We start from the raw sequence: 25,408 nt of genomic DNA, 5'->3' as shown, positions 1-25,408 counted from the left end.
TTAGGCCTCCTGTTGGGTGTGTAAATTGGTCGCGATTTTCTCAGCGGTCGCAAGCGCGGCTGAGGTCATAATATCGAGGTTTCCAGCATACGCAGGCAGATAATGAGCGGCGCCTTCCACTTCAAGATAAACCGCCACTTTAAGGCCTGATTTATAGCCAATCTCAGGGAGATTAAGCGGTGCATCTTCCGGAATCACCTCAAACTGAACGTCTTGCTTTAAGCGATAGCCTTTCACATATTGATTCACCTCTGCCACGCGTTTTTCAATCGCCGTGCGAATCGCTTCCTGATCGGCATTATCGGTAAAGCAATAGACCGTATCACGCATGAGTAATGGTGGCTCGGCAGGATTTAAGACGATAATCGCTTTCCCTTTGGTTGCCCCACCGATCATCTCAATCGCTTTGGAAGTGGTTTCGGTAAATTCATCGATATTAGCGCGCGTTCCAGGCCCTGCGGAGCGGCTACTAATTGAAGCAACAATCTCTGCGTAATGCACCTTGGTCACACTTGAAACGGCATGGACAATTGGAATCGTCGCTTGACCACCACAGGTCACCATGTTGACGTTTTTCTTATCAAGATGCTCCTCAAGATTGACTACCGGAACGCAGTACGGACCAATCGCCGCGGGCGTTAAGTCAATCAGTTGAATCTCTTTTTTATGCTCGCGTAAAATGCGCTCATTAAAGAGATGCGCGCCTGCTGAAGTGGCGTCAAACACAATGTCGATCGACTCAAAGCTAGGCATTTTAACTAAGCCCTCGACCCCTTCGTGCGTGGTATTTACGCCTAAACTGCGCGCTCGTGCCAATCCATCTGAATCGGGATCAATTCCGACGACAGTATCGATCGCGACATTTTCCCCTTGCTCTAAAATTTTGATCATCAGGTCGGTGCCAATATTGCCCGATCCGATAATCGCTGCACGTACTTTCTCTACCATACGTCACTCCTTTAACCTCTGTTTTTGTTGTTTTTACTTCGAAACGGAAGGAAGATTGCCCGCCTCCCGTCTCTATTTCTGATTAATTGCGTACACGTTCCGACAGACGAATCACTTCTCGGCCCGGTTGCTTGGTGTAGAGTTTTTCCACTTGATCACGGCGGCGCGCTAAGGTTTTCCGCTGATTAATATACGCTTTATCCGTCGTCTCACCCGATTCCAAGCAGGGCGGATGATCGAGAATAATGAGGCGTTTAATATGGCGTGATGACGCAGGATTGTCCTTTTGGAACGTACTCATGCACTCAAGTAACACGGTGCGCACTTTCGGGTGATCGGAGAGATCTTCCATCGAGAGCGCCATCTCAGGATCGTCTGCGAGTTCGTGGAGATATTTCGTTGCAAACATCATCGCACTCACATATTCCTGATCGTGTCCGGTAATGACAAAATCGAGCGCATAAGGCGAGAAGGCATCCACTAAGAGCGGGCGCATCACCCCGGCTGAAACCCACGTTCCAGTATTGAGCTTAAAGTCCTCAGTGATTCGGCCATCGAAGATAATGCCTTGCTCAGGGCGCTCGGGATTCGCGAGATGTCCCGCATCGCCGGTGTGATAAAACCCTTCCTCGTCAAAGGCTTTTTGAGTAATCGACGGGTCGCCTAAATAACGATTAAAGATCGACTCACCGCGAACGCGCATCTCAAATTTATCCTCGGTGGGAACAAATTTCACCTCAACGCCGGGAACAGGCAGCCCGATATTCCCCGGGCCATCCAAAGTGTAGTGAACGTTGGTAATCACTGGTGCTGTTTCCGTTGTGCCCCACTCAGTTGCCACAAATAGAGGCTTATCGCGAACGGTATCTGAAACCGTGACTAAGCGGTCCCACGCATTTTTTGGAAGCGCCGCCCCTGCATAGAAGAGAAGCTCTAAACGCCCAAAGAATGCTTTGGCAAACTCCGGATCATTTTCAAGATAGGGGAGCAATAATTCATAACCGCGCGGTACGTTAAAGTAGAGCGAAGGTTTCACCATTTTGATGTTTTCAACGGTGCGATCAATGAGCTGATCGGTCGCCATTCCATCATCAATATAGAGACTTCCGCCATTACGCAGCACGATATTAAAGTTATGGTTTGAGGCAAAAACGTGACTCCACGGAAGCCAATCCACCACTACAATCTCTTTTTGCTCCACAAAGCGCCAGCACTGCGCGATCGCCTGCTGATTTGAGCAGAGAATGCGTTGTGTGTGCACCACAAATTTCGGATCGGCGGTTGAACCTGAGGTCATCAGATAACGCGCCACCGTATTGGGGGTAATTTGCTCAAAGTAGTCAGAAACCTCATCCGTCTCTTTTGCATTTAAGAGCGAATCAAAGGTGACCGCTTGGGGGAAGAGCTCTGCGTTATGCTCGATAATGAGACGGCTATCGACTTCCACACCGCGAAGGGCATTTTCATATTTTGCGCCATCATCAACAAATACCGCCGAGGGTTCAAGCGTATTTAAGATCCAATTAAGACGACTAAATTCTTTCGGTCTTAAAGAGTAGGCAGCGGAGATCGTTGCCACAGGAATACCGACATGGTACGCCGCTAAAGTCATAAGCGCTTGGCTGATTCCATTTCCGGAGAGAAACACAATCGGATGGCACGTCGGGATCTTAAGATCGAGAAGACCTTGCGCAATCCGTCCAATCTGCTCACGCACTTCTTTATAGCTAAGCGTACGCCAGCCGTCCCCCTCACGCTCCGCTAGAAACGTGTGATCTGGCTTCTCCGCTGCCCAAAAGTCGAGCCACTCGCCAACGCAACGGGCGTAAGGTTGCAGCTCTTCTGGGGATCGCATAATAAAACTTCCATCGGCACGGTATTCGCACATGACCGCTGCAGGGGCGAGATCGGCTCGCTCACTCTCTGCCGCGTGATGGCGTTGCTGAAAATTATTCAGTACCGTTGCAGACACTAAACTCCGATTCCGGCCCAATGTCCTACACATAATTGCTTCCTCCAATCATTTTTGTGGTTTTTTATTCTTATCGTTTTGTGTGCTTTTACAGTCCAGCGTAAGAGAGATTTCCCCTTTTTTAGGCGTGAAAATCCCGGCTTCCCTTTATCGCAAAGGTAAGTAATTGTTCTTTTTATATTGATATTGGCGGTTATTTAGCCCGCACTGCTATCGAATCTAATTCGATCAAATGATCGTAGATAAACCCCTTAGATAAATTCGCAGCTCACTTCACCAAGACGGGTCAATTTCATTGAAATCTTATCGCCCTTTGCCACATTGACCATCGGTCCGAGCGCTCCTGAGAGGAGAACATCGCCACAGAGTAATGGACGGCCCTTTTGCGACATGGTGCGTGCAAGCCAGAGGCAAGCATTGAGCGGATTGCCAAGACACGCCGCCCCAACGCCCATCGAGGCAAGCTCACCATTTTTATAGAGCAGCATGCCCTCTAATTCAAGGTTGAGCGACTCAAGGGTGATCGGTGTTTTACCGAGGACGTAGAGCCCGCTTGAGGCGTTATCGGCGATGGTATCGGCAAGGGTAAAATCCCACTTATCGATCACCGTATCCACCACTTCAAGCGCCGGGAGCACGTAATCGATCGAGCTAATGAGCTCCGCAAGACTCGTATCTTCCGTTGGCAGATCGCGCTTTAACACAAAGGCAATCTCCCCTTCCACTTTCGGCTGGACTAGACGGCTTGAATCGATCGCTTCGCCATCGCCCACTTCCATATCGGCATAGAGCATGCCAAAGTCCGGTTGATCGACGCCAAGTTGCTCTTGCACCACTTTTGAGGTGAGCCCAATTTTACGGCCCACAATGCGGCGACCGTTTTTGAGCGCAAGCTCAGTATTGATCTCTTGAACGCGATACGCATCATCCATGGTATGAATGCCATATTGATCGGAAATGCGCCCACAGGTGGTGCGATTTGCACGCGCGGTCGCGAGTTGCTCCGCTGCCTTTTTGAAATGATCTAAAATCATGTCCCCCTACCTACCTTTTTTGGTTTTACTTATCTCTGTCACGCTTACAATGAGCGTCGATTTGTTTTTATTGTTCTTTGGTTTTCTTATAGATCTTCTTAGATCTTTATTTATCTTAATTAATCTTTGTTAATATTATATTTTATTAACTTGTATAAATTACAATACTCTAAAATCTTCTAGGTGGCGATCAAATTATGCAGGTGAACGTCCCTTTTTTCCTAAGCTCGCCTCATATTCAGCCAAAAGTGTCGCTACAATCTCTGACACCGTTTGAAACGTTGTGATTTGTCCAACCCCTTCACCAGCTGACCAGATATCCCGCCACGCTTTTTTATCGTTAGCGATATTGCCTGAAAAATCCGCCGCTTTCCCCGGCAGGGTCTCAATCGAAACGCCGCTTTTCTCTAACGACTTTTTAAGCCAATTCGCCGGAACGCCGCTCACTTTATCGCTTGTGATTACATCCGTTAAATCCGATTCCACCAGCATGGTGCGATAATCATCCACCACCAAACTCTCTTTTGCGCCGATAAATCGGGTGCCCATCACGCTAAAATCCGCGCCGAGTACCTTGCAAGCATGAAGATCGCGACCATTCATAATCCCGCCGGAAAGCCCAATGTAGCCATCCCAAAACTTCCGCACCTCAGCAATAAAGGCAAAGGGATTATGAAGCCCTGTGTGCCCGCCTGCGCCATGACAAACTAAAATCAGCCCATCCACGCCGGCATCGATCGCCTTTTTCGCGAGCGTCACATTAGTAACATCGGCAAAGACTTTTCCGCCATAGGCATGCACATCGGCAACCACTCGTTTTGGCGAACCGAGCGCCGTAGTTACAAGCGGTGGCTGATATTGCTTAACAAGCTCAAGCTCCGCATCAAATCGGTCATAGGTGCGATGGACGATCATATTTAAGAGCCAAAGGGGCACATTTTGATCATTCTCATCTCTCTCATTACGCTCACCACCTTCACCACGCTCTTTTTTGATCGTGGCAATGCCCTCTTGAATCTGATCGAGCCAACTGGTTAAAATCGTTAAATCCCGCGCGTTCGGCGTTGGTAAACTGCCAATCACCCCCGCACGACACGACGCAAGGAGCAGCTCCGGCCCTGACACCAGAAACATCGGCGCCACCATCACTGGAAGCGTTAATGATTGAAGTAAATCCCGCTCTGTCATCGCCATTGCCTCACTTTTCTTTGTTAATTTTAATATCGATATTTTGCCCGTTACGAGCGATTATGAACGCCCGGTTTTCGCACTTCCCACCCGCCATCACTGTGAATAATGGTGGCTGTAGTGAGCGCTGAATTTTCCCGCGACGCGAGCAGCACATAGTGCCCAGTATGCTCTTCTGGTTGTGCCACTTTTTGAAGCGGTACCGCCATCGCAGCATTTTTCTCAAAATCGGGCAGCTCATTGAGCGGCACACTGTTTTGATTAAGCCCATCTAAGCTCGACATCGCCGTATCCGTCGCGCCGGGAGCCACGCCATTGACGCGAATATGGGGCGAGAGTTCAAAGGCGAGCTGACGCACAAGGCCCACAACTGCATGCTTTGAGGTGACATATAAAATCCCGCCACCGCCGGCATAAAACGAGCTATTGGAGAGCGTAAAGATCATCGATCCTTTCGTTTTACGCAGCTCTGGAATCGCCGCTTGCGCCCCGAGCAGATAGCCTTGAACGTTAACCGAAAAGAGCTTTTGGAAACTTGCCTCAAACTCCTCAGGGGCAATCTTTTCAAGGCGAGTAAAATAATCAAATACCGCGGCGTTTGCCACAAAAGTATCGAGTTTACCGAATGCCTTGACCGTTTCAGAAACGGCGCGCGCATTATCCTCAGCCTTGGTCACATCTCCGCAAATGGTGATGATCGAATCGCCGAGTTCCTCTTTTAATTTGGCAAGCTCCGCCTCATTTCGTGCAAGCACGCCCACTTTCGCACCCTCTTTAACGTAGCGGCGCACGATGGCACTACCAATGCCACCGGTGCCACCGGTTACAAGCGCGCTATAGCCTTCTAACCATCCCATCATTACCTCCTATAGGAAGGTGTTGAGGTTTTTGAATAAAAGCGACGCGTTCGGGATTAAAATCTTACGGCGATAGAGCTTTAATTCACCCTCTTCGCGGCGGATAATATCCTCACGACGGCCCGCAAGCTTATATTCCTCATCAAGCCCACGGCTACGCACGTTATAGATGCATGAATGCACCTCATATTCACCCTCATTTTCGCCATTAAAGACCTCAATGTTGGTGACGATATGTACGTTACGAGTTTGTGGGTTTTCTGCCCACGCCGACGGTTGCTTAAAGCGCTCAATCCGACGATTTAAATCACGCAGACCATCATCGAAATAGGCCATGTGTTCGCGGGTATATTGCCCTAATTTATCTTCACGGCGACGATTTTCAATCCCGGGCATCCAGTAATGAATCTCTTCCGAAAGCGTCCCGAGCCATTCATCCCAACATTCCCAATCAAGCAGACGCGCCTCTTTTAATAAAAAGCGTTCCACTTCGCGGGTTGCATCGATATCAGCATACTGTCTATTTGAATCTGTCATGGGAGCCTCCTACTTCATTTTGCCATTGCGATCCGGTACATCTTTCCAGCTATCCGCTTCGAGCAGATCTTTCCAGCGCTGATAGTACGCACGAGCATTCGCTTCGTTAATTTGACCGGTAAAGACGTTGCCTGGAAGTTCGGTGTCATCGACACGGGTATTCATTCCAAGTCCGATGAAAAGATCCTGATAACGCGTTACTGCGCCACGGCTTGTCTTGGTACAATATTCCCAGTTCTCACCGTCATCCATCTCGAAAACGCCGGTCGGAGAGAAGGTCATCATCGCCCCTTTACGCCATTTTTCTTTAATCTCTTCGGGGGCATTTTTATTGACGAGCACCCAAGTAAAGAGCTCAATTTTATTGGGGCCACGAGGTTGCCAAACGCGCATCGTATTTTGCCCCGGTAAAAATGAGAAGTTCGGGAACACAGTACAGGATGACACCGCACCAATCATCGACGCACGGAATTCACCTAAACGTTCTTCCGCTTTCGGGCGATGTAAGTGAAGATATTTGTTGATCGCACGCTCGCCAAGTACCGCTGCGTTTCCAACAAAGTCGCGGGCAAATTCATAGCCGTGACCGTTCCAGTTCACTTGATAGGATTCTGGGAAGTCACTCACTTTTGCCACAGGGCCGCCAAGCATTGCGCGCGCTGCTGAGTCATGCGTCCAGCCGGCGTGTAAAATGTCTGCAACGAAGTTTTCCGCCGCTAATTTCCAGTTACACTCGATCGTTGAACGAATACAGCCGCCCACAAACTCTGTGCCGCCTTCATCGTTATCTAAAATCGCATCGAGATACCAGGTAATCTCCCCTAAATACTCTTCTAATGAAGGGGCTTCTGGGTCAAAAGTGGCAAAGACTAATCCTTTATAGGAATCGATCTGCGCCACGGAACGAAGGCCGTGCTGAGTTTTATCAAAATCGCTCTGCTCATAAATATCCGACTCATGAACACCGCGAAGCGCCCCATCTTGCCCAAAAGACCAGCCGTGATAGTTACAGATAAACCCGCGCGCGTTGCCCGCTTCCGCAAAACAGACTTTGTTACCGCGGTGAGGACAGGCATTTAAAAACGCTTTGATCGATCCGTCACGTTGACGCACCACTAACACCTCATCTTCACCCATGGTGGTGGTGAGATAATCGCCTGCATTCGGGATTTGTGATTCATGTGCGATAAAAAGCCAGCAGCGTGCGAAAATCTTCTCTAGCTCCTGCTCATAAATGTCTTGATCCCAAAAAATCTTTCCAGCTAAACGCCCCTCTTCCATATCGCAGAGACGATCTAACTCCGTTAGTGCGGGAGTCGCCTCTAAAGGACGTAATCTCGATTGATTCGCCATATCTATTTCCTCCAAATCGTATTTTTTATAACATGCTTATTGTTGTTATTATCGGTATCGTTTTTAGTATGAGCGCCCGTTATTATATTTTTAAAGTGTGGTGGGCGCGTTTGTGTCAGCTCAATTTAAGTGATGAGCCGACCTTATTACGGCTCAATATTGGCTTCAACGGCGGCATCGGCATGAGCGTCTAAATCCGCAAAAACCTCGCCATCTTCCACATAAATCTTAAAGGTGCGCAGATGCTTCTCGCAGGGAAACGCCACCGCTTCACCGGTACGAATATCAAATTGGCCCCAATGGACTGGGCAAGTGATAAGATCATCTTCGATATACCCATCGGCGAGTGATGCCGTTGCGTGGGTACACATATCTGATGTTGCGAAAAATTCGCCATCGAGATTGTAAACACATAGATCGCCGACCGCTTCATTGGACACTTTTTTAAGTGAATTTGGACCTAATTCCTCGGCACTGCATAAAAAAACTTTAGACATTGTTCTCCCCTTTACAGCTTAAGCTTTTACAACTGTTTTGCCGCCTGATGCGACGGCATTATTATTTTTATTGTGATTCTGATTATTTATTAATCATTGATGACCATTAATGGCCGACTTACGCATCATTGGCGTGAATCTGTAAGAATCCGAGCCCTGTGACCCACTCGCGCACCGGCGCATAATCGATCACTTCACCTTTTGGATTCGGAACTGCGGCCATTGCGCAGATAAAGTTACGAATCTCCATCGCCCCATTGCCACCGCGCTCTAAAATCTCTTCGTTTGAATAGCGGGTTAAGCCATCGAGATCGCCGTTCACCCCAAGATCGAGAATTTCATGGTCGAAATCTTCCGCCACTTTCCCCATCTCAACGGTACCCACCCAGTGACTAATCCCGCCACTGCCGATAATGACCACGCGCTCATCCTCTGGGAATGATTCCACCGCGCGACGAATGTGTTCACCCAGTTCGCGAGTCCGATTGAGCGAGATAAACGGATCCACGCCGCTTGCAAGGTAGACTGGAATCGATGGAATCGTACGGCCTAGCTCTTTTTCCGCCACAGAGACTAAATATTGATGCGGGATCGAAAAGGCATGATCAACGGTGAAACTGCGCGCCACTGACCAGTCGAAATTCTCCACATCGCCCTGTTTGACAATGTGCTGCGCGAGCGCTTGGTGATTTTCCACTACGCCCCGTTCAAGCCCTTTTAAATTCTCGATCGGTCCATCAACATCGCCCGTCCCAATAAGGTAACGCGGTAAACAGTTGGTACCAAAGAGAATGTAATGGTCATTTCCAACGATAATCGCAGCCGTTGCATCGAGCTCTGCCATGCGTTTTCCGCAGGTTTCATACGCTTTCCACATACGATCCGCTACCGATTTTTCCGGCGCGTCCGGCGCTACAAACATTACTGGGTCATGAGGCACCCAAAAGCCTCCTACAATTTTCGCCATTTCCTACTCCTTTAACGCCGCTGAAAACGCATTGAGATCTTTCCCCGCAGCGCCCAATTTCTCTTTATAGAGGCGCATACTGCGATTTGGAGACATCTCCTGCCAAAAGCCCATGGTGAGCATCGGATTCACCCCGATTTTTTGTAAGCCCGCCACATCAAACTCAAGCACCATCTGTTTCTCATCGTCATCTAAATCAAAACGGGAGAGATAGCGTTCAGGATCTTCGCGGAAACGATCTTTCGCAAGACGCTCCACCGACAAGTGCCACAGCACTCGTTCTAATACATTACGGCTCATAATTATGCCTCCAAGAATTGACGCACAATCGATACAAACTTCTCAGATTGCTCGGTTTGTACCCAGTGACCGCATTGGCCAAAGAGGTAGAGATCGGCGTTTGGAATCGTTTTTGCAAGGAGTAATCCACACTCAGGCGGCACTACATTATCTTCACGGCCGTGCACTACTAATGTCGGCGCTTGAATGTTGACAAGCGAGGTATCCGGGAAGCCACGAACCATGGTCACCCCATCATCTTTTGGCTTGGGAAGGAGTTTACGCAACGCTTCTTGCGCCCCTTCACGGGCAGAGGCTTCGTAACGGCTTTTCACCAGCTCGTCGGTGATAAAAGATTTATCGTATGGGAAGAGCTCCAATAAGGAACGCATGTTTTCAACTGAGGGCTCATAAGTCCACGCGCCACGTAATCCAGGCGTTTGGACAAATTCACCGGCCGGTGTTCCAAGTAGGATCAATTTATCCACGCGGCTTGGATCAAAAAGCGCTAATCCGATCGCAAGAGCGCCGCCAAATGAGTTACCTACAAATGAGGCTTTCTCAATGCCAAGCGCATCCATAATGCCGATTAAATGATGCACCCAGAGCTTGATGTTGTATTTTGAATCTTCTTTAAATTCAGTAAACCCAAAGCCTGCGATATCGGGCACAATCACGCGCCATTTATCATCAAATTGACCGATGGTTTTCGACCAGTTGGTCCAGCCTGAAACGCCCGGGCCTGAGCCGTGGAGCAAAAAGAGGGGTGCGCCCTCACCACTTTCGTGATAATTCGTTTTGTGGTCTGCCGCCATTAGGCTTTTGCCAATCCCTTCCATTGTGATTCCTCCCAAGTTTTTATCGTTCTTCTTTATTTGTTTTTTATTTTATTCCCCTGTATCGTTTGACCGAGATCAACATACAGAGCTGTATGGTTTCATCTTAGGAGTGCTTTTGACGAAAGTCAATACACTACTGTATGTTTTTGTATTATTGCATGATTTTTAATCAAAATATTGGAATTAATTCGATTTTGAGCGGGATCTATGAAATGATAATGCGCCTGATTTTATCGAGGGTTTCAGCGACTCAATAGGGTAATTTGTTCTATATCAAGGCCCCATTGCCTCATATCATGCACAATCAATCAAATGGGGAATTTCTCCCCAAAAAAAGCCTCGCTCATGATGGTAAATCGCAGGTGAAACCACTAAAATAGAGCCAAATCAACGAAGGGATAATCAGCTATGGTCAAACAATCATCGACCCCGCTCTCACGGAGTGATTGGATTAAGGCGGGTCAACAAATGCTTATTAAAAGCGGGATCGATTCCGTTCGCGTCGAGACATTGGCGCAAAATATCGGCATCACCCGCGGCAGTTTTTATCATCACTTCAAAGGGCGCAATGAGCTTCTGCAAGAAATCTTAGTCGACTGGAAAACGCGCGCGACCGATCAGGTGATTCGCCGGCTTAAAAATACCCATTATCCCCCCCGTGAGCAGCTCGCGATTATCTTTAATCTGCCCACCCGAGGTGAATCTGCGAAAGCGGCAGCGGATTTTGAGCTCGCCATTCGCGCTTGGGCCCGCCGGGATAAAGTGGCGCGTAAAATGATGGACGATGTGGATACCTTTCGTCTTGATTACATCAGCGAACTCGTTGAAAACTTAGGCTTTGAGAAAAAGGAAGCGTGCCAGCGGGGCTTTTTAATCTACTCCTATCTTGTGACCCTCTCCCTCTCTAACCCGAATGATTGGCAAAAAGGGCTTTTTGATGAGGATAATGACCTCTTTGCGCTCCTCCTTCCTGAGATCTGCGACACAGAAAAATGCCCGAAACAGGATGCCGAATCGGCGTAATAGAGCGCCCTTAACACAGCTTAACCAAGATTCCCTTGATTATTAAAGCAGAAAGCTAGACGCAGCCGCCTTTTGTGGATTACTATAGAATTCTTTGTTTCACTAATCACACTAAGAAAGGAACGCAAGGATAATCATGGATCCATTAATTCGAAGTATACTGGCCGCCCGGGTGTATGATGTTGCGATTAATACGCAGCTCGACCATCTCTATCTCTTAAGCCGTCAATTTCAGACACAAATTTGGCTTAAACGTGAAGATTTGCAACCCATTTTCTCCTTTAAAATTCGCGGGGCCTATAATCGAATTTTTAAGCTGACGCCTGAAGAACGCAATCGTGGCGTGATCTGTGCGTCAGCCGGAAACCATGCGCAAGGGGTTGCCTTAAGTGGCCGTCATCTTGGGATCGACACCACTATTGTGATGCCGGCAACCGCGCCGATGCTCAAAGTGAACGCCTGTAAAGAGATGGGCGCGACCGTCATTTTATATGGCGAAACCTTTGATGAAGCGTCCAATTACGCTCTAGAGCTGGCCAATCGCGAACAAAAATCCTTTATTCACCCCTTTGACGATCTCGATGTGATTGCCGGACAAGGCACCATCGGTAAAGAGATGCTCGAACAACAGCCCGATCTCGACGCGATCTTTATTCCCGTTGGCGGTGGCGGTCTCATTGCGGGCGTTGCCAAATATGTCAAAGCGATTCGCCCAGAGTGTAAGATTATCGGCGTTGAGCCAGAAGAGTCGGCCTCAATGCTCGAATCTCTTAAGAAAAAAGAGCGCATCACCCTCGATCAAGTGGGCACGTTTGCTGATGGTACGGCGGTTAAAAAAGTGGGCAAGCTCACCTTTGATCTAGCGCTCCAATATGTCGATGATATCGTCACCGTAAGCACCGACGAGATTTGCGCGGCGATGAAAGATATCTTCAATAATACCCGTGCGGCGAGCGAACCCTCCGGGGCATTAAGCGTTGCGGGAATTAAAAAATATCTGCAACAACATCACGATCACGGTTTTAAACATGTGGGCGGGATTTTAAGCGGTGCCAACGTTAACTTTGAGCGCATTCGCTACGCGGCAGAACGTGCCGAACTTGGCGAAAAAACCGAGGCGCTGCTTGCGGTATCGATCCCTGAGATTCCCGGCAGCTTCAAAAACTTTATCGATATGATCGGTAAACGCAGCATCACCGAATTTAACTACCGCTTTGCCGATCCAAGTACAGCGGTTGTCTTTGCCGGCATTCAACTGACCGGCGCCGATGTGGAAAAAGAGAGCATTATTGCGAAACTGCAAGAGCAAGGCTTTGCCGTTGTTGATCTTAGTGATAACGAGATGGCGAAAGTGCATATTCGTCACATGGTCGGCGGGAAAGCCAATCACATTACCGATGAACGTCTGCTCCGCTTTGTCTTCCCCGAACGCCCCGGCGCGCTGATGCAGTTTTTAGCGACGATGGAGAGTAAATGGAATATTAGCCTCTTCCACTATCGCAATCACGGCTCGGACTATGGCCGCGTACTCGTTGGAATGCAGGTCCCCAATGATGAGAAAAATAATCGCGAATTTGAGGATTTCCTCAATCGTCTTGGCTACGAATATGCCGATGAGTCGGATAATCCCGCGTTCCATCTCTTCCTCTAGCCCCATTAAATTTACAACATCAATTTATAACGCATAAAGAAAAACCGCAGAGTGTTACGCCCTGCGGTTTTTTATGTCTGTTTTTTTTAATCTGTCTTAATCGACTTTAATCGCTCTGTCGATCGCTAAGATTGTCCGATCCCTATTTTAATTCTTTGGGATCGCGCGTTTCGATATCTAAACGAAGCGGCTTCGGTAGCGCAAAGACGATATCTTCCGGCGTTCCGGGCATATCCCCTTCAAGCGTTGCGCCTCCTTCATTTTGAAGGCACTCAATCACTTCACGCACTAAGATATCCGGAGCGGACGCGCCGGCGGTGACCCCAATTTTCTCATGAGTTTCAAGCCATGCAAGATCAATATCGGTTGCGCGGTCAATGAGATACGCTTCCGCCCCTTCATTTTCCGCAAGCTCGCGGAGACGATTGGAGTTTGAGCTATTTTTCGAGCCCACTACCAAAATGAGTGAGCATTTCTCTGCAAGATTTTTCACCGCATCTTGACGATTTTGCGTTGCGTAACAGATGTCGCTCTTTTTCGGCCCCTCAATATTAGGGAAACACTCATTGAGACGATCAATAATTTTTGAGGTGTCATCGAGCGAGAGCGTTGTTTGCGTTACATAAGCAACGTTATCCGGATTATTGACCTTTTCCACCAGTGCATCGACATCGTCAACGGTTTCAATCAGGTGCATTTTTCCGCCATGTGAGGTATCAAACTGCCCCATCGTCCCGATCACTTCCGGGTGTCCGGCGTGGCCGATCAATACGGTATCTTTCCCGTCGATAGCAAATCGGCTCACTTCTAAGTGCACTTTTGTCACAAGCGGACAGGTGGCATCAAACACTTTTAACCCGCGACGCTCCGCTTCCGCTTGCACCGCTTTTGATACGCCATGCGCGGAAAAGATCACAATCTTTCCATCAGGCACTTCATCGAGCTCGTTTACAAAAATCGCGCCGCGATCGTTTAAGGTATCGACCACATATTTATTATGCACCACTTCGTGACGCACATAGATCGGCGCGCCAAAGATATCTAGGGCACGCTCCACAATGGTGATCGCTCGGTCAACCCCCGCACAAAAACCGCGAGGATTGGCTAAGTAAATTTTCTTTGTCATAGTCTCTTTTTAAATTAACAATGAATGAAAGCGATTACGCTTTTTTGGTTGCTGATTCAATCTCAGCGGCGACCGCACTTTTATTCGGGTCCACGGCATCACTCAGTTCTAACTCAGAGACGCTGCAATCTTCAAGGTGATCGCCTGAACAGCAGCATGGCACCGTGCCCTCTTTTTGATAAGATTGAAGGAGATCTGGAATATTGGGATTGGTCTCATTTTTATAGCCATCAACCACGGTATGAAGTTTCCCGGTCGTTGGATGCATCACAAGGCCGTGAATGGCGACATGTTGCGGCATGAGTGGATGATTTTTTACTTTTTCAACGGTATAACGCACCGAATCGGCCACATTATCAAACCCGCGTAACCAGCCATCAAGATCAATCCCGGCGTTACGAAGGGTGGTGATGGTCTCTTCTTTGATGCCACATTTCATCGCTTTATCGAGCAGATGTTGTGGCTCAAATCCGCGCATACCACAGTCGGTGTGCCCGATCACTAAGATCTCTTTTGCATTAAATTCAAGCGCTGCCACAATCAAGCTACGCATCACCGCCCCCCAAGGGTGACTCACTAATGCGCCGGCGTTTTTGATGATCTTCGCGTCCCCATTTTTGATGCCCATCGCTTTCGGTAATAATTCCACGATGCGCGCATCCATACAGGTTAAAATCGCAATTTCACGGCTAGGATATTTATCCGTACGCAGTTCGCCATACTCTTTTGCATCAACGAACTCTTTATTAAAATCTAAAATCTCACTTAAAATGGTCATTGTTACTCTTTTACCTAATTCTGAGTTAAATGCTTCGTTTGACGCCCCTCGAAAAAAGAGGCTATTAAAATAATTACGACGCCAACGGAGACAAAAATGTCGGCTACATTAAAGACCGGCCAGTTAAACCAGCCATAGGAGACATGTATAAAATCGATCACTTTCCCGAGGAAAAGTCGGTCAATAAAATTGCCCACTGCACCTGATAGAAGGAGGGTTAATCCCCACAATTGCAGGCGATCACGGCGATCTGTTTTCACCATCCAATAGGCGATGGCGATCGAGGCAAAAAAGGAGACCGCGGTGAAAAACCAACGCTGCCACCCTCCTTGGTCGGACAGAAAGCTGAATGCAGCCCCTTTATTATATAGTAGATTCCAGTCCAAAAAGGGCAAAACTGGCACCGAAATCCCAGGAATTAATTGAGTGTGGGCGATCTGTTTGGTCACAAAATCCAAAATGATTCCCACCAATGCAAAAAAGAACCAGCGATATTTCATCGCCAGTTCTTTTCTAAATAGACGTATATTACGCATATTTTCGTTCTTCACCTAATGGAGAGAGGTTCTCAACACAGCGACCACAGAGCGTTGGGTGCACTTCCACTTTGCCCACATCATCACGATGATGCCAGCAGCGTTCACACTTGTGATACTCTTCACCAAGCGCCGATACCGCTACTGCAAAGGTCAATCCTTCCACCTCTAAAGTCTCAAGATCGCTTGGTTTTTCCGCCATCGGTTTGACTTCCGCGTATGAAGTGAGAAGGACAAAGCGTAACTCATCTTCAAGGGCAGCAATATCATTATAGAGCTCGCCGTCGGCGTAGATTACCGCGCGCGCTTCTAACGAGGCACCAATTGCCCCTTCGTTACGCGTTTTTTCGATCGCTTTCGCCACTTCCGCACGAACCGTTAACAGCTCGCTCCAGAATTTATGCGAAAACGCACTATTTTCATCAAGCGGCACTAAACCTTCGTAGAACGTCTCAAGAAAGACCGATTCACTGCGCTCATCGCCACGCTCACGCATGTTGAGCCAGATCTCTTCTGCAGTAAATGATAAGATCGGCGCCATCCAGCGAACCATCGCTTCAAGCACGTGGAACAGAGCGGTTTGACACGAACGGCGTGCCAGTGACTCTTTCGCACAGGTGTATTGACGGTCTTTAATAATATCGAGATAGAAACTGCCTAAGTCGATCGAGCAGAAGTAATGCAGCTTTTGATACACATTATGGAATGAGTAGCTCGTGAACGCTTCCGCAATCTCTTTTTGCACTGTTAGCGCGCGGTCCACAATCCAGCGATCAAGCGGGAGCATCTCATCATAACTTAATCCATTTTCATCCATATCGAACTCATTGGTGTTCGCAAGGAGGAAACGCATTGTGTTACGAATACGGCGATAAGTGTCCGCAGTACGGGTTAAAATCTCATCAGATACCGGAATTTCAGTGCGATAGTCGGTCGATGATACCCAAAGTCTTAAGACATCCGCCCCACGTTTTTTGATCTCTTCGTGTGGATCGACCCCATTGCCTAATGATTTAGACATTTTGCGGCCTTGACCATCAACGGTAAATCCGTGGGTTAAGAGCGCTTTATAGGGCGCAATGCCGTTAATCGCGGTCGAAGTACAGATCGATGAGTTGAACCAACCTCGATGCTGATCCGATCCTTCAAGATAGAGATCAGCAGGATATTGCAGTTCATCACGACGTGATAAGACGCTAAAGTGCGTCGTTCCGGAGTCAAACCAAACGTCTAAAATATCGCGGTTTTTCTCATAATCATTGGCTTCACCGGCGGGTAAAAAGTCTTCTACCGTTGCGCCAAACCAGGCTTCTAATCCATCTTTACGAATGCGATCTGACACCTCTTGCAGTAATTCATCGGTACGAGGATGAAGCTCACCGGTCTCCTTATGAAGGAAGAACGGAATCGGCACACCCCAATAGCGCTGGCGTGAAATACACCAATCACCACGACCTTCGATCATGCCGTAAAGGCGCTCACGCCCCCAGCTTGGAACGAATTGAACTTTATCAATCTCGCTTAAAATATCCTGACGCAATCCTTTTTTATCCATGCTGATAAACCATTGTGGTGTTGCACGGAAAATAGTAGGCGTTTTATGGCGCCAACAATGAGGATAGCTATGGCGAATCTTGCTTTGGCAGACTAAGATCCCTTTTTCCTCAAGTTTTGCGAGGATTTCAGGCTCTGCTTTACGGATATTCATGCCCGCAAAGAAGGGCGTTTGTGAATTAAACGTTCCGTTTGCAAGGACGTAGTTTTCAAAACTAACATTGTATTTTTGCGCAACAGCGTAGTCTTCCTCACCGTGTGCAGGTGCGGTATGAACAAATCCAGTACCGGCATCTAATGTGACGTGATCGCCCAAAATAACGGGCACAGTTTCACCTGAGAATGGGTGAAATACGCGTAGATTCTCGAGGGCTTCCCCTTTAAATTCGGCAACAACCGGAAGCGCTTTCCCCCAACGCTCGCGAAGTGATTCTGCAAGTTCAGCGGCAACAAGATAATAGGCCTCTTCAGCATCAACAACCACATAATCAAATTCAGGATGTGCGGATACGGCGGCATTTCCCGGAAGTGTCCAAGGCGTTGTGGTCCAAATTACGACAGATGCCGGCTTATCAAGGCTCACATTAATGCGTTTTTCAAGCTCTGCTTGATCTTCCACACCAAAGGCCACATCGATACTGAGCGAGGTTTTATCTTCATACTCCACCTCAGCTTCCGCAAGTGACGATCCACAATCGATACACCAGTTAACCGGACGGGCACCCTTCTCAATATGACCGCCTTTTACGATCTCTTTAAGTGCAAGTACGATATCCGCTTCGGTATCTTGATTCATCGTGATATAAGGGGCTTCTTTATGAGATAACACCCCTAAGCGCTCAATCCCTTCAGCTTGAATATCAATTTGGCTTTTCGCAAATTCGCGACATTTCGCGCGGAATTCCGCTTCCGTCAGTTTTTCACCAACTTTACCAAATTTACGCTCAACCACTAATTCAATGGGTAATCCGTGACAGTCCCAGCCTTGAACATAGGGCGCATCATAGCCCAATTGTCCGCGGGACTTAATAATCATATCTTTTAATATTTTATTCACTGCATGACCTAAGTGGATCGCTCCGTTCGCATAGGGAGGGCCATCGTGTAAGACGAATTTAGGACGGCCTTCAAATTTTGCACGTTGCTTTTTGTATAGGTCAATATTATTCCAGTGATCAATAAATATAGGCTCACGAACCGGTAAGTTCCCGCGCATCGCGAAATCGGTCTGTGGTAAATTAAGCGTGTCCTTATAGACACCCTCATCTTTCAATTTATTATTTTTTTGTTTAGTCACTGCGTATTCCCTAGTCATAAAATATTAAAAAATATGTCCTCAATTGAGCGCAAGCATTCTCGATATGTAAGAAGTCGTTCATTCTCAACAAGGCTCTGATCGGTGGGATCACCCCTCCAGAAAATCAATTTAAGATGACGTCGAATGGCTTCAACATTATCTTAAAGGAATCTTCTAAAGTAAGCTTAATTCCCCGAGAAAGCAAATTTACTCCTACTAGTTTTACCACAAATTTGTGCAATCGGCAGAAAAATAACCACAATAAAAAAGCCGGCTATATCGCTATAACCGGCTATTTAAACTATATCGCTTTATTAGTTTGCTTCTTCAACTTGAGGCAAAACACGATCGACTAATTCAACATACGCCATAGGCGCGTTATCGCCGGGTCTAAAGCCACATTTCATAATTCGAAGATAGCCACCATTACGCTCTTTGCAACGTGGTCCTAAATCATCAAATAGTTTTGCAACCATTTCTTTAGAACCTAAACGAGCAAACGCTTTACGGCGATTAGCTACTGTATCATTTTTCGCTAAAGTGATTAGCGGTTCAACAACTCGTCTTAACTCTTTTGCTTTAGGAAGAGTTGTTTTAATAATTTCGTGCTCAATAATAGAAACTGACATATTTTTGAACATTGCCGTTCTATGTGCGCTTGTGCGACTAAAGGCACGACCTGATTTACGATGACGCATTTTTTTACTTCCTATTAAATCTTAATTATCTAAATTTATTTATGCTGGTGGTTTAGTCGTATCTAAGTGAGGTGGTGGCCAGTTTTCTAGCTTCATACCTAACGATAAACCATACTGTGCTAACACATCTTTAATCTCAGTGAGTGACTTCTTACCTAAGTTAGGGGTTTTAAGAAGTTCAGTCTCAGTTTTCTGGATTAAATCACCAATATAGTAAACACTTTCTGCTTTCAAACAGTTCGCCGAACGAACGGTGAGTTCAAGATCATCCACAGGTCTTAAGAGTGTTGGGTCGATCTCAAATTCTGGCTCTTCTGGCTCCGGCTCTTCTTCAGGCATTGGTTTGAGGTCTACAAATACCTCTAATTGCTGATGAAGAATCGTCGCTGCATTTCGGATTGCTTGTTCAGGGTCGATGCTTCCGTTTGTCTCAAGAGAGATTACAAGACGGTCTAAGTCAGTACGCTGTTCAACACGAGCGGTTTCAACTTTATAGCTCACTTTTTCAACTGGGCTAAAGGTTGTATCTAACTTAAAAAGACCTAATTGCATAGAAGCACTATCGCCACTTTCAAGCTCACGAGATGCCGCAGTACTATAACCACGACCCATCTCGACTTTAAGGCGCATGTTGACACTGCCGCTAGAGGTTAAGTTTGCGATCACGTGATCAGGATTTACCACTTCCACGTTATGCGGAAGTTCTAAATCAGCTGCAGTAACTACACCTTTGCCTTTTTTATTTAAAGTGATCGTCGCCTCTTCAGCATCGTGTAAAATTAATGACACGCCCTTAAGGTTCTGAAGCAGGTCAATCACATCCTCATGCATCCCAGGAATTGCCGAATATTCTTTTTGAAGACCTTCGATTTCACACTCAGTAATCGCCGCACCTGGCATAGATGACAAAAGAATCCTTCTCAGAGCGTTACCCAAAGTATGAGCAAACCCTCTTTCTAAAGGTTCAAGCGAGATCTCCGAGCGGTGATTCTCATCTGTTTGAATATCTACTATTCGTGGAGTTAACAACTCATTTAAAGCCATAAATATATTTACCTAATTACTGAATTAAGAGACGGATCAATAACAATATTACTTAGAATACAACTCAACTACGAGTGATTCGTTAATATCTGCTGGTAAATCCGCACGATCAGGAACGCGTTTGAATTCGCCTTCCATTTTGTTCGTATCTACTTCAACCCAGTCTACAAAACCTGATCCTTCTGCTAATTCTAAAGCGGTAGCGATACGCGCTTGTTTTTTAGCTTTTTCTCTTACTGAGATTTTATCTTCAGCTTTTACTTGGTAAGAAGGAATGTTTACCTTTTCACCATTCACTAAGATTGCACAGTGGCTAACTAATTGTCTTGCCTCTGCACGAGTCGCAGCAAAACCCATACGATATACTACGTTGTCTAAACGTGACTCAAGGATTTGAAGTAAGTTCTCACCTGATGATCCACGACGACGATCTGCTTCTTTATAGTAGAGACGGAACTGTTTCTCAAGAACGCCATAGATGCGTTTGAGTTTTTGTTTTTCTCTTAACTGTAAGCCGTAGTCTGAAAGACGGGTTGGGCGTCCACCATGTTGTCCAGGAGTCTTATCATGTTTACATTTTGACTCAAAAGGACGTGCGCCTGATTTAAGAAAAAGGTCAGTACCTTCTCTTCTTGCTAATTTACACTTTGGTCCTAAATAACGTGCCATTCTATCTTATACTCCTTAAATTACACTCTACGTTTTTTCGGTGGGCGGCAGCCATTATGCGGGATTGGAGTTACATCAGCGATTGATGTAATTTTGTATCCAATTGCATTAAGCGCACGAACTGCTGAGTCACGTCCTGGGCCAGGGCCACTTACGTTAACATCAAGATTTTTAAGTCCATACTCTTTAGCCGCTTCACCAGCGCGTTCCGCTGCTACTTGAGCTGCGAAAGGAGTTGATTTTCTTGAACCACGGAAGCCTGAACCACCCGCTGTTGCCCAAGATAACACGTTACCTTGTCTGTCTGAAATTGAAACAATTGTATTATTAAATGATGCTTGTACGTGAGCAACACCGTCTACAACCGTTCTTTTTACGCGTCTGCGTACTTTTACTGAAGGTTTTGCCATTATAAATTCCTATTCCTATTATTTAACTAATCTTCTTGGACCTTTACGTGTACGAGCATTAGTCTTAGTGCGCTGCCCTCTTAAAGGAAGGTTGCGACGATGACGAATACCTCTATAGCAGCCAAGATCCATTAATCTTTTAATACTCATAGAAACTTCGCGTCTTAAGTCACCTTCTACTGTGTACTGTCCAACTTTGTCACGAAGAGCTTCGATTTGCGCTTCTGTTAATTCTCTAACTTTGGTTGTTGGGTCAACATTCGCCGCTTCACAAATTGCTTTTGCGCGAGTTGCACCAATTCCATAAATTGATTGTAGTGAAATAACTACATGTTTTTGTAGTGGTATGTTGATACCTGCAATACGTGCCATACTTAACCTTATTCTAAAATCATATCAAGCAGAATATTCTACACGATATTTTATTTATTCTCAATAAATTTAACCTTGACGTTGTTTGTGGCGACCGTCTGAACAGATCACTCGCACAACACCACCGCGTTTAATAATTTTGCAATTACGACAAATTTTCTTTACTGATGCTCTAACTTTCATTTTAAAACTCCAAAATTTTTATATTGATGGTGGGTTTCCACCTAATGCCGAACTAATATTCGCTTTCTTCATTAACGATTCATATTGCTGCGACATTAATTGTGCTTGAATCTGTGCGATGAGGTCCATAACGACCACCACTGCGATCAAGACTGAGGTCCCACCAAAATGCATATTCATGTTAAAAATGCCATTGATAAACTCAGGCAATAGACAGATAGCAGTAATATAAAGTGCTCCCCAAAGCGTGATACGGGTTAATACCTTATCAAAATATTGTGATGTATTAATTCCTGGACGAATCCCTGGAATAAAGCCACCTTGACGCTTAAGGTTCTCCGCTGTCTCTTTTGAATTGAACTGGATTGCAGTATAAAAGAAACAGAAGAAGATAATTAAAGCTGCAAATAGTAAGAGATACGCTGGTTGACCTGGTGCGAAATAACGCACCCCTGCAACGCCGATTTTATTGAAGAAAATCGCCATAGAATGACCGAATTTATCCAAGAAACCGAGGCTCGCTAACGCTTCCGCACTCACATCCTCAACCTTGATATTGCGTAGAGCATCACTGATTGTGTAGACGAAAGAGAGAAACGCTGATCCGAAGATCGCAGGAATTACCCCCGACATGTTAAGTTTTAAGGGTAAGTGGCTTTGCTGGCCACCAAGTGACATCATTCTTCCTTGCTGTCTGCGCGCATAGTTGATCGTAATACGACGCTGACCACGCTCAACAAACACAATGAAGAAGATTACCGCCAAGATCACCGCGAAAAGCACTAAAGGAAGCGCCCATGCGAGCCCGCCTTCAACTTTTGCCATCTCAAAGAGATATGCAAGCCCTGAGGGAACGCCCATCAAGATACTTGCAAAGATGATCATAGAGATCCCGTTACCTACACCGCGCTCAGTGATCTGCTCACCAAGCCACATGAGGAAAACAGTCCCTGTCACAAGAGTTAAGGTAGATAGTGCTACGAAGAACGTGGGTTCTGTGAGCACTACCTGTGTTCCATTTGTAAAACTACCATTTGCGATTGCTACTGAATAAACAATTCCTTGAACGGATGCAAATCCAATCGTCATATAACGAGTGTATTGTGTAATTTTTCGCTGACCGGCTTGACCTTCTTTCTTAATTTGCTCAAGCGGAGGATAAACTACCGTAAGCATTTGCATCACAATCGATGCCGTAATGTATGGCATTACCCCGAGCATAAACACAGACATTCTTTCAAATGCCCCGCCCGAGAAAAGGTTAATCATCGCTGAAATACCACCGGTTGATTTCTGGCTTTCAATAATCGACATTAAGCCAACTGCATCAATACCAGGAATCGTGATATGTACACCAATACGGTATACGATCAGCGCCCCAATCAGGAAAAATAAACGAGAGACCAGACCTGAATATCTGTCTAATCCCCCTGCATTCGTTCTATTCATAATTGTTAGTCTTCTATTTTACCGCCAGCAGCTTCGATCGCCGCTTTAGCACCTTTAGTTACTTTTACAACGTCGACAACAACTTCGTTGCCACGGCTATTTTTAACTGTTTTGGTACCTTTAATGGTTAGAGCTTTGTCAATTGTGCCTGATAACATAATTTTAACGCGCTCAAATTTAGCGGAAATAATGTTACTTGCAATTAACGCTTCTACGGTTACAACATCGCCTTGAAGCTTGTTTAAAGCGCTTAATGGCACTTCTGTTGTTACTAATGAAAGCTGTGAATTAAAGCCCACTTTTGGTAAGCGTCTTTGAAGAGGCATTTGTCCACCTTCAAAACCAACTTTGTGGTAGCCACCTGATCTTGAATGTTGACCTTTGTGACCGCGTCCTGCTGTTTTACCTAGACCAGAACCGATACCACGCGCTACACGTTTCTTCGCTGATTTACTTCCAAAAGCAGGTTTGATTGTATTTAATCTCATGATGTATACCTATCCTATCTGAGCTTATTTACTCTACTTTTAGCAAATAAGAAACTTTGTTAATCATTCCCATATTTTCTGGGGTTCTTTCAACGGTTACGGTATCGTTGATCTTACGTAACCCAAGACCTCTAACGCAATCTTTGTGGCTTTGAAGTCTTCTATTTGTACTCTTAATAAGAGTGACAGTAATTTTTTCGCTTGCCATGACTCTTACCCTCTGATTTCTTCAACAGTTTTACCGCGTTTTGCAGCAATTTCTTCTGGAGTTTTCATCATCGCAAGACCTTTAATCGTTGCTTGAACAACGTTAATTGGGTTACGTGAATTTTGACATTTAGCTAAAACGTCTTTAACACCAGCTACTTCAAATACCGCACGCATCGCACCACCGGCAATTACTCCAGTACCTTCTGATGCAGGTTGCATAAATACGCGAGCCGCATTATGGATACCTGTTACAGGGTATTGAAGAGTGCCATCTTTAAGTGCAACTGTTTGGATGTTTTTCTTTGCTTGCTCGATTGATTTTTTGATTGCAGCAGGTACTTCTTTCGCTTTCGCGTAGCCATACCCGATACGACCGTTACCATCACCTACTACAGTAAGTGCAGCAAACGCAAATTGTCTACCACCTTTCACAGTTTTCGCAACACGATTCACAGTGATGAGTCGTTCTTGAAATGCGTCTGGAGGAGTAATATTTGTATCTCTAGTTGTCATTTTCTATTTCCTTTCTAACTAAATTTAAAACTCTAATCCAGACTCTCTAGCTGAATCGGCTAAAGCTTTAATTCGGCCATGAAACTTAAATCCAGAACGATCAAATGCAACTGAGGTAATATTTAATGCTTTTGCTTTTTCTGCGATATCTTTACCAACCGCTTGAGCAGCTTCAATGTTGCCACCGTTTTTGATTTGAGATTTTACGCTCGCAACGAGTGTTGAGCTTGACGCTAACACCTTGTTTCCTTCAGCGCTAATAATCTGTGCGTAAATGTGTCTTGGAGTTCTATGAACAGTTAGACGATTTACACCTAAATCGCGGATTCTAATTCTGGTTTTTAGACCGCGTCTATATCTTGCTTCTCTCTTACTCATGAACTTCACCTATTTTTTCTTAACTTCTTTCAATGAAACGATTTCATCAGCATAACGAACACCTTTACCTTTATAAGGCTCTGGTGGTCTGTAGGCTCTGATTTTAGCAGCTACTTCACCGACTGCTTGCTTATCAACGCCACGGATGATGATTTCAGTTTGTGAAGGAGTTTCACAAGTAATGCCTTGAGGCATCTCGTGCACTACTGGGTGAGAGAAACCTAAGGTTAAGTTTAACTTAGCACCTTGTGCTTGAGCACGATAACCAACCCCATTAAGGATTAATTTACGCTCGAAGCCTTCTGATACACCAACAATCATGTTGTTCACGAGTGAACGCATGGTACCCGCAATTGCGTAGTTACCTTTGGTTTGCGCTAAATCTGGAACGATACGAAGCTCGCCACCATCTTGCTCAATCCCTACAGCTGAATGAAGCTGAAGACTGATTTCGCCTTTAGCACCCTTCACTTGAACATTGTTTCCTGCTATTTTTACTTCAACACCGGCAGGTACGGGAATCACTTGTTTTGCTACGCGTGACATATCTATTCCCCT

Annotated in this window: 28 protein-coding genes and 1 pseudogene; 2 read left to right on the top strand and 27 right to left on the bottom strand. The window is 46.1% G+C overall.

Translation table 11 applies throughout. The features are described 5' to 3' along the window. The 11 genes from OXI21_RS03765 to OXI21_RS03715 form a co-directional block, all read right to left on the bottom strand. Positions 1–948: an acetaldehyde dehydrogenase (acetylating) gene (locus OXI21_RS03765; protein ID WP_279618224.1), complete on the bottom strand. Its 948-nt coding sequence runs from the start codon at positions 946–948 to the stop codon at positions 1–3. An 82-nt stretch (positions 949–1,030) separates the two neighbouring features. After that, positions 1,031–2,953 carry a feruloyl-CoA synthase gene (locus OXI21_RS03760; RefSeq protein ID WP_279618223.1) on the bottom strand — a complete coding sequence of 641 codons (1,923 nt, stop codon included), beginning with the start codon at positions 2,951–2,953 and terminating at the stop codon, positions 1,031–1,033. A 218-nt stretch (positions 2,954–3,171) separates the two neighbouring features. Continuing rightward, positions 3,172–3,954 (bottom strand): fumarylacetoacetate hydrolase family protein, encoded by a 783-nt coding sequence (locus OXI21_RS03755; RefSeq protein ID WP_279618222.1) that lies wholly within the window; start codon positions 3,952–3,954, stop codon positions 3,172–3,174. 195 nt (positions 3,955–4,149) lie between these two features. Continuing rightward, positions 4,150–5,142 (bottom strand): nitronate monooxygenase, encoded by a 993-nt coding sequence (locus OXI21_RS03750; RefSeq protein WP_279618221.1) that lies wholly within the window; start codon positions 5,140–5,142, stop codon positions 4,150–4,152. 50 nt (positions 5,143–5,192) lie between these two features. Then, on the bottom strand, positions 5,193–5,999 hold the full coding sequence (gene hcaB / locus OXI21_RS03745) for a 3-(cis-5,6-dihydroxycyclohexa-1,3-dien-1-yl)propanoate dehydrogenase (protein WP_347815506.1): 807 nt from the start codon (positions 5,997–5,999) through the stop codon (positions 5,193–5,195). 9 nt (positions 6,000–6,008) lie between these two features. Then, on the bottom strand, positions 6,009–6,536 hold the full coding sequence (locus tag OXI21_RS03740; RefSeq protein WP_279618219.1) for a 3-phenylpropionate/cinnamic acid dioxygenase subunit beta: 528 nt from the start codon (positions 6,534–6,536) through the stop codon (positions 6,009–6,011). A 9-nt stretch (positions 6,537–6,545) separates the two neighbouring features. Continuing rightward, positions 6,546–7,889: an SRPBCC family protein gene (locus tag OXI21_RS03735; protein WP_279618218.1), complete on the bottom strand. Its 1,344-nt coding sequence runs from the start codon at positions 7,887–7,889 to the stop codon at positions 6,546–6,548. A gap of 146 nt (positions 7,890–8,035) precedes the next feature. Further along, the gene (locus OXI21_RS03730; RefSeq protein WP_279618217.1) at positions 8,036–8,386 is read right to left on the bottom strand and encodes a non-heme iron oxygenase ferredoxin subunit; all 351 of its coding nucleotides are present in this window, start codon (positions 8,384–8,386) and stop codon (positions 8,036–8,038) included. Between the two features lie 118 nt (positions 8,387–8,504). After that, positions 8,505–9,353: a hypothetical protein gene (locus OXI21_RS03725; RefSeq protein ID WP_279618216.1), complete on the bottom strand. Its 849-nt coding sequence runs from the start codon at positions 9,351–9,353 to the stop codon at positions 8,505–8,507. Between the two features lie 3 nt (positions 9,354–9,356). After that, the gene (locus OXI21_RS03720; RefSeq protein ID WP_279618215.1) at positions 9,357–9,653 is read right to left on the bottom strand and encodes a hypothetical protein; all 297 of its coding nucleotides are present in this window, start codon (positions 9,651–9,653) and stop codon (positions 9,357–9,359) included. Between the two features lie 2 nt (positions 9,654–9,655). Continuing rightward, the gene (locus OXI21_RS03715; RefSeq protein ID WP_279618214.1) at positions 9,656–10,471 is read right to left on the bottom strand and encodes an alpha/beta hydrolase; all 816 of its coding nucleotides are present in this window, start codon (positions 10,469–10,471) and stop codon (positions 9,656–9,658) included. Between the two features lie 408 nt (positions 10,472–10,879). Between OXI21_RS03715 and OXI21_RS03710 the strand changes: the two genes are divergently transcribed. Continuing rightward, a complete protein-coding gene (locus OXI21_RS03710; RefSeq protein WP_279618213.1) occupies positions 10,880–11,494 on the top strand; it encodes a TetR/AcrR family transcriptional regulator in 615 nt (204 codons plus the stop codon). 136 nt (positions 11,495–11,630) lie between these two features. Then, the gene (ilvA, locus tag OXI21_RS03705) at positions 11,631–13,145 is read left to right on the top strand and encodes a threonine ammonia-lyase, biosynthetic (RefSeq protein ID WP_347815486.1); all 1,515 of its coding nucleotides are present in this window, start codon (positions 11,631–11,633) and stop codon (positions 13,143–13,145) included. A gap of 142 nt (positions 13,146–13,287) precedes the next feature. On the opposite strand, the gene ispH is transcribed toward ilvA, so the two are convergent. From ispH to rplF, 16 genes and pseudogenes are all read right to left on the bottom strand, one after another. After that, positions 13,288–14,271 carry a 4-hydroxy-3-methylbut-2-enyl diphosphate reductase gene (ispH, locus tag OXI21_RS03700; protein WP_279618212.1) on the bottom strand — a complete coding sequence of 328 codons (984 nt, stop codon included), beginning with the start codon at positions 14,269–14,271 and terminating at the stop codon, positions 13,288–13,290. Between the two features lie 226 nt (positions 14,272–14,497). Further along, a pseudogene (locus OXI21_RS03695) lies at positions 14,498–15,049 on the bottom strand (carbonic anhydrase); the annotation flags it as partial. Positions 15,050–15,063: 14 nt separating this feature from the next. After that, positions 15,064–15,585: a signal peptidase II gene (gene lspA / locus OXI21_RS03690; RefSeq protein ID WP_279618210.1), complete on the bottom strand. Its 522-nt coding sequence runs from the start codon at positions 15,583–15,585 to the stop codon at positions 15,064–15,066. Beyond that, a complete protein-coding gene (gene ileS / locus OXI21_RS03685) occupies positions 15,578–18,355 on the bottom strand; it encodes an isoleucine--tRNA ligase (protein WP_347815505.1) in 2,778 nt (925 codons plus the stop codon). Before ileS ends, lspA begins: the two co-directional genes overlap by 8 nt. 395 nt (positions 18,356–18,750) lie before the next feature. Beyond that, a complete protein-coding gene (rplQ, locus tag OXI21_RS03680; protein ID WP_279618208.1) occupies positions 18,751–19,134 on the bottom strand; it encodes a 50S ribosomal protein L17 in 384 nt (127 codons plus the stop codon). 39 nt (positions 19,135–19,173) lie between these two features. Continuing rightward, complete coding sequence (rpoA, locus tag OXI21_RS03675) at positions 19,174–20,184, bottom strand: DNA-directed RNA polymerase subunit alpha (protein ID WP_279619397.1); 1,011 nt, start codon at positions 20,182–20,184, stop codon at positions 19,174–19,176. A 42-nt stretch (positions 20,185–20,226) separates the two neighbouring features. Beyond that, positions 20,227–20,847, bottom strand: coding sequence for a 30S ribosomal protein S4 (gene rpsD, locus OXI21_RS03670; protein ID WP_279618207.1), 621 nt, complete (start codon positions 20,845–20,847; stop codon positions 20,227–20,229). Between the two features lie 20 nt (positions 20,848–20,867). Continuing rightward, positions 20,868–21,257, bottom strand: coding sequence for a 30S ribosomal protein S11 (rpsK, locus tag OXI21_RS03665; protein WP_279618206.1), 390 nt, complete (start codon positions 21,255–21,257; stop codon positions 20,868–20,870). A gap of 18 nt (positions 21,258–21,275) precedes the next feature. Then, a complete protein-coding gene (gene rpsM / locus OXI21_RS03660; RefSeq protein WP_279618205.1) occupies positions 21,276–21,629 on the bottom strand; it encodes a 30S ribosomal protein S13 in 354 nt (117 codons plus the stop codon). 69 nt (positions 21,630–21,698) lie between these two features. Continuing rightward, entirely contained in the window at positions 21,699–21,812 is a 114-nt protein-coding gene (gene rpmJ, locus OXI21_RS03655) for a 50S ribosomal protein L36 (protein WP_279618204.1), read from the bottom strand. Between the two features lie 18 nt (positions 21,813–21,830). After that, the gene (gene secY, locus OXI21_RS03650) at positions 21,831–23,261 is read right to left on the bottom strand and encodes a preprotein translocase subunit SecY (RefSeq protein ID WP_279618203.1); all 1,431 of its coding nucleotides are present in this window, start codon (positions 23,259–23,261) and stop codon (positions 21,831–21,833) included. A 5-nt stretch (positions 23,262–23,266) separates the two neighbouring features. Then, entirely contained in the window at positions 23,267–23,749 is a 483-nt protein-coding gene (gene rplO, locus OXI21_RS03645) for a 50S ribosomal protein L15 (RefSeq protein WP_279618202.1), read from the bottom strand. Between the two features lie 28 nt (positions 23,750–23,777). Beyond that, a complete protein-coding gene (gene rpmD / locus OXI21_RS03640; protein WP_279618201.1) occupies positions 23,778–23,957 on the bottom strand; it encodes a 50S ribosomal protein L30 in 180 nt (59 codons plus the stop codon). 5 nt (positions 23,958–23,962) lie between these two features. Then, positions 23,963–24,472 carry a 30S ribosomal protein S5 gene (rpsE, locus tag OXI21_RS03635; protein WP_279618200.1) on the bottom strand — a complete coding sequence of 170 codons (510 nt, stop codon included), beginning with the start codon at positions 24,470–24,472 and terminating at the stop codon, positions 23,963–23,965. 24 nt (positions 24,473–24,496) lie between these two features. Continuing rightward, a complete protein-coding gene (rplR, locus tag OXI21_RS03630; protein WP_279618199.1) occupies positions 24,497–24,850 on the bottom strand; it encodes a 50S ribosomal protein L18 in 354 nt (117 codons plus the stop codon). Positions 24,851–24,859: 9 nt separating this feature from the next. After that, positions 24,860–25,396, bottom strand: coding sequence for a 50S ribosomal protein L6 (gene rplF, locus OXI21_RS03625; protein WP_279618198.1), 537 nt, complete (start codon positions 25,394–25,396; stop codon positions 24,860–24,862). Positions 25,397–25,408 lie beyond the last annotated feature (12 nt).

Origin of the sequence: Ignatzschineria sp. RMDPL8A (assembly GCF_029815055.1) — a bacterium.
GTDB lineage: Bacteria > Pseudomonadota > Gammaproteobacteria > Cardiobacteriales > Wohlfahrtiimonadaceae > CALZBJ01.
This window is presented reverse-complemented; position numbering and strand designations above follow the sequence as displayed.

Bases quoted from the DNA above. Each gene is read 5' to 3' on its own strand.
- OXI21_RS03765 (WP_279618224.1), bottom strand. From the start codon at position 948: ATGGTAGAGAAAGTACGTGCAGCGATTATCGGATCGGGCAATATTGGC.
- OXI21_RS03760 (WP_279618223.1), bottom strand. From the start codon at position 2,953: ATGTGTAGGACATTGGGCCGGAATCGGAGTTTAGTGTCTGCAACGGTA.
- OXI21_RS03755 (WP_279618222.1), bottom strand. From the start codon at position 3,954: ATGATTTTAGATCATTTCAAAAAGGCAGCGGAGCAACTCGCGACCGCG.
- OXI21_RS03750 (WP_279618221.1), bottom strand. From the start codon at position 5,142: ATGACAGAGCGGGATTTACTTCAATCATTAACGCTTCCAGTGATGGTG.
- hcaB (WP_347815506.1), bottom strand. From the start codon at position 5,999: ATGGGATGGTTAGAAGGCTATAGCGCGCTTGTAACCGGTGGCACCGGT.
- OXI21_RS03740 (WP_279618219.1), bottom strand. From the start codon at position 6,536: ATGACAGATTCAAATAGACAGTATGCTGATATCGATGCAACCCGCGAA.
- OXI21_RS03735 (WP_279618218.1), bottom strand. From the start codon at position 7,889: ATGGCGAATCAATCGAGATTACGTCCTTTAGAGGCGACTCCCGCACTA.
- OXI21_RS03730 (WP_279618217.1), bottom strand. From the start codon at position 8,386: ATGTCTAAAGTTTTTTTATGCAGTGCCGAGGAATTAGGTCCAAATTCA.
- OXI21_RS03725 (WP_279618216.1), bottom strand. From the start codon at position 9,353: ATGGCGAAAATTGTAGGAGGCTTTTGGGTGCCTCATGACCCAGTAATG.
- OXI21_RS03720 (WP_279618215.1), bottom strand. From the start codon at position 9,653: ATGAGCCGTAATGTATTAGAACGAGTGCTGTGGCACTTGTCGGTGGAG.
- OXI21_RS03715 (WP_279618214.1), bottom strand. From the start codon at position 10,471: ATGGAAGGGATTGGCAAAAGCCTAATGGCGGCAGACCACAAAACGAAT.
- OXI21_RS03710 (WP_279618213.1), top strand. From the start codon at position 10,880: ATGGTCAAACAATCATCGACCCCGCTCTCACGGAGTGATTGGATTAAG.
- ilvA (WP_347815486.1), top strand. From the start codon at position 11,631: ATGGATCCATTAATTCGAAGTATACTGGCCGCCCGGGTGTATGATGTT.
- ispH (WP_279618212.1), bottom strand. From the start codon at position 14,271: ATGACAAAGAAAATTTACTTAGCCAATCCTCGCGGTTTTTGTGCGGGG.
- lspA (WP_279618210.1), bottom strand. From the start codon at position 15,585: ATGCGTAATATACGTCTATTTAGAAAAGAACTGGCGATGAAATATCGC.
- ileS (WP_347815505.1), bottom strand. From the start codon at position 18,355: ATGCGCGGGAACTTACCGGTTCGTGAGCCTATATTTATTGATCACTGG.
- rplQ (WP_279618208.1), bottom strand. From the start codon at position 19,134: ATGCGTCATCGTAAATCAGGTCGTGCCTTTAGTCGCACAAGCGCACAT.
- rpsD (WP_279618207.1), bottom strand. From the start codon at position 20,847: ATGGCACGTTATTTAGGACCAAAGTGTAAATTAGCAAGAAGAGAAGGT.
- rpsK (WP_279618206.1), bottom strand. From the start codon at position 21,257: ATGGCAAAACCTTCAGTAAAAGTACGCAGACGCGTAAAAAGAACGGTT.
- rpsM (WP_279618205.1), bottom strand. From the start codon at position 21,629: ATGGCACGTATTGCAGGTATCAACATACCACTACAAAAACATGTAGTT.
- rpmJ (WP_279618204.1), bottom strand. From the start codon at position 21,812: ATGAAAGTTAGAGCATCAGTAAAGAAAATTTGTCGTAATTGCAAAATT.
- secY (WP_279618203.1), bottom strand. From the start codon at position 23,261: ATGAATAGAACGAATGCAGGGGGATTAGACAGATATTCAGGTCTGGTC.
- rplO (WP_279618202.1), bottom strand. From the start codon at position 23,749: ATGAGATTAAATACAATCAAACCTGCTTTTGGAAGTAAATCAGCGAAG.
- rpmD (WP_279618201.1), bottom strand. From the start codon at position 23,957: ATGGCAAGCGAAAAAATTACTGTCACTCTTATTAAGAGTACAAATAGA.
- rpsE (WP_279618200.1), bottom strand. From the start codon at position 24,472: ATGACAACTAGAGATACAAATATTACTCCTCCAGACGCATTTCAAGAA.
- rplR (WP_279618199.1), bottom strand. From the start codon at position 24,850: ATGAGTAAGAGAGAAGCAAGATATAGACGCGGTCTAAAAACCAGAATT.
- rplF (WP_279618198.1), bottom strand. From the start codon at position 25,396: ATGTCACGCGTAGCAAAACAAGTGATTCCCGTACCTGCCGGTGTTGAA.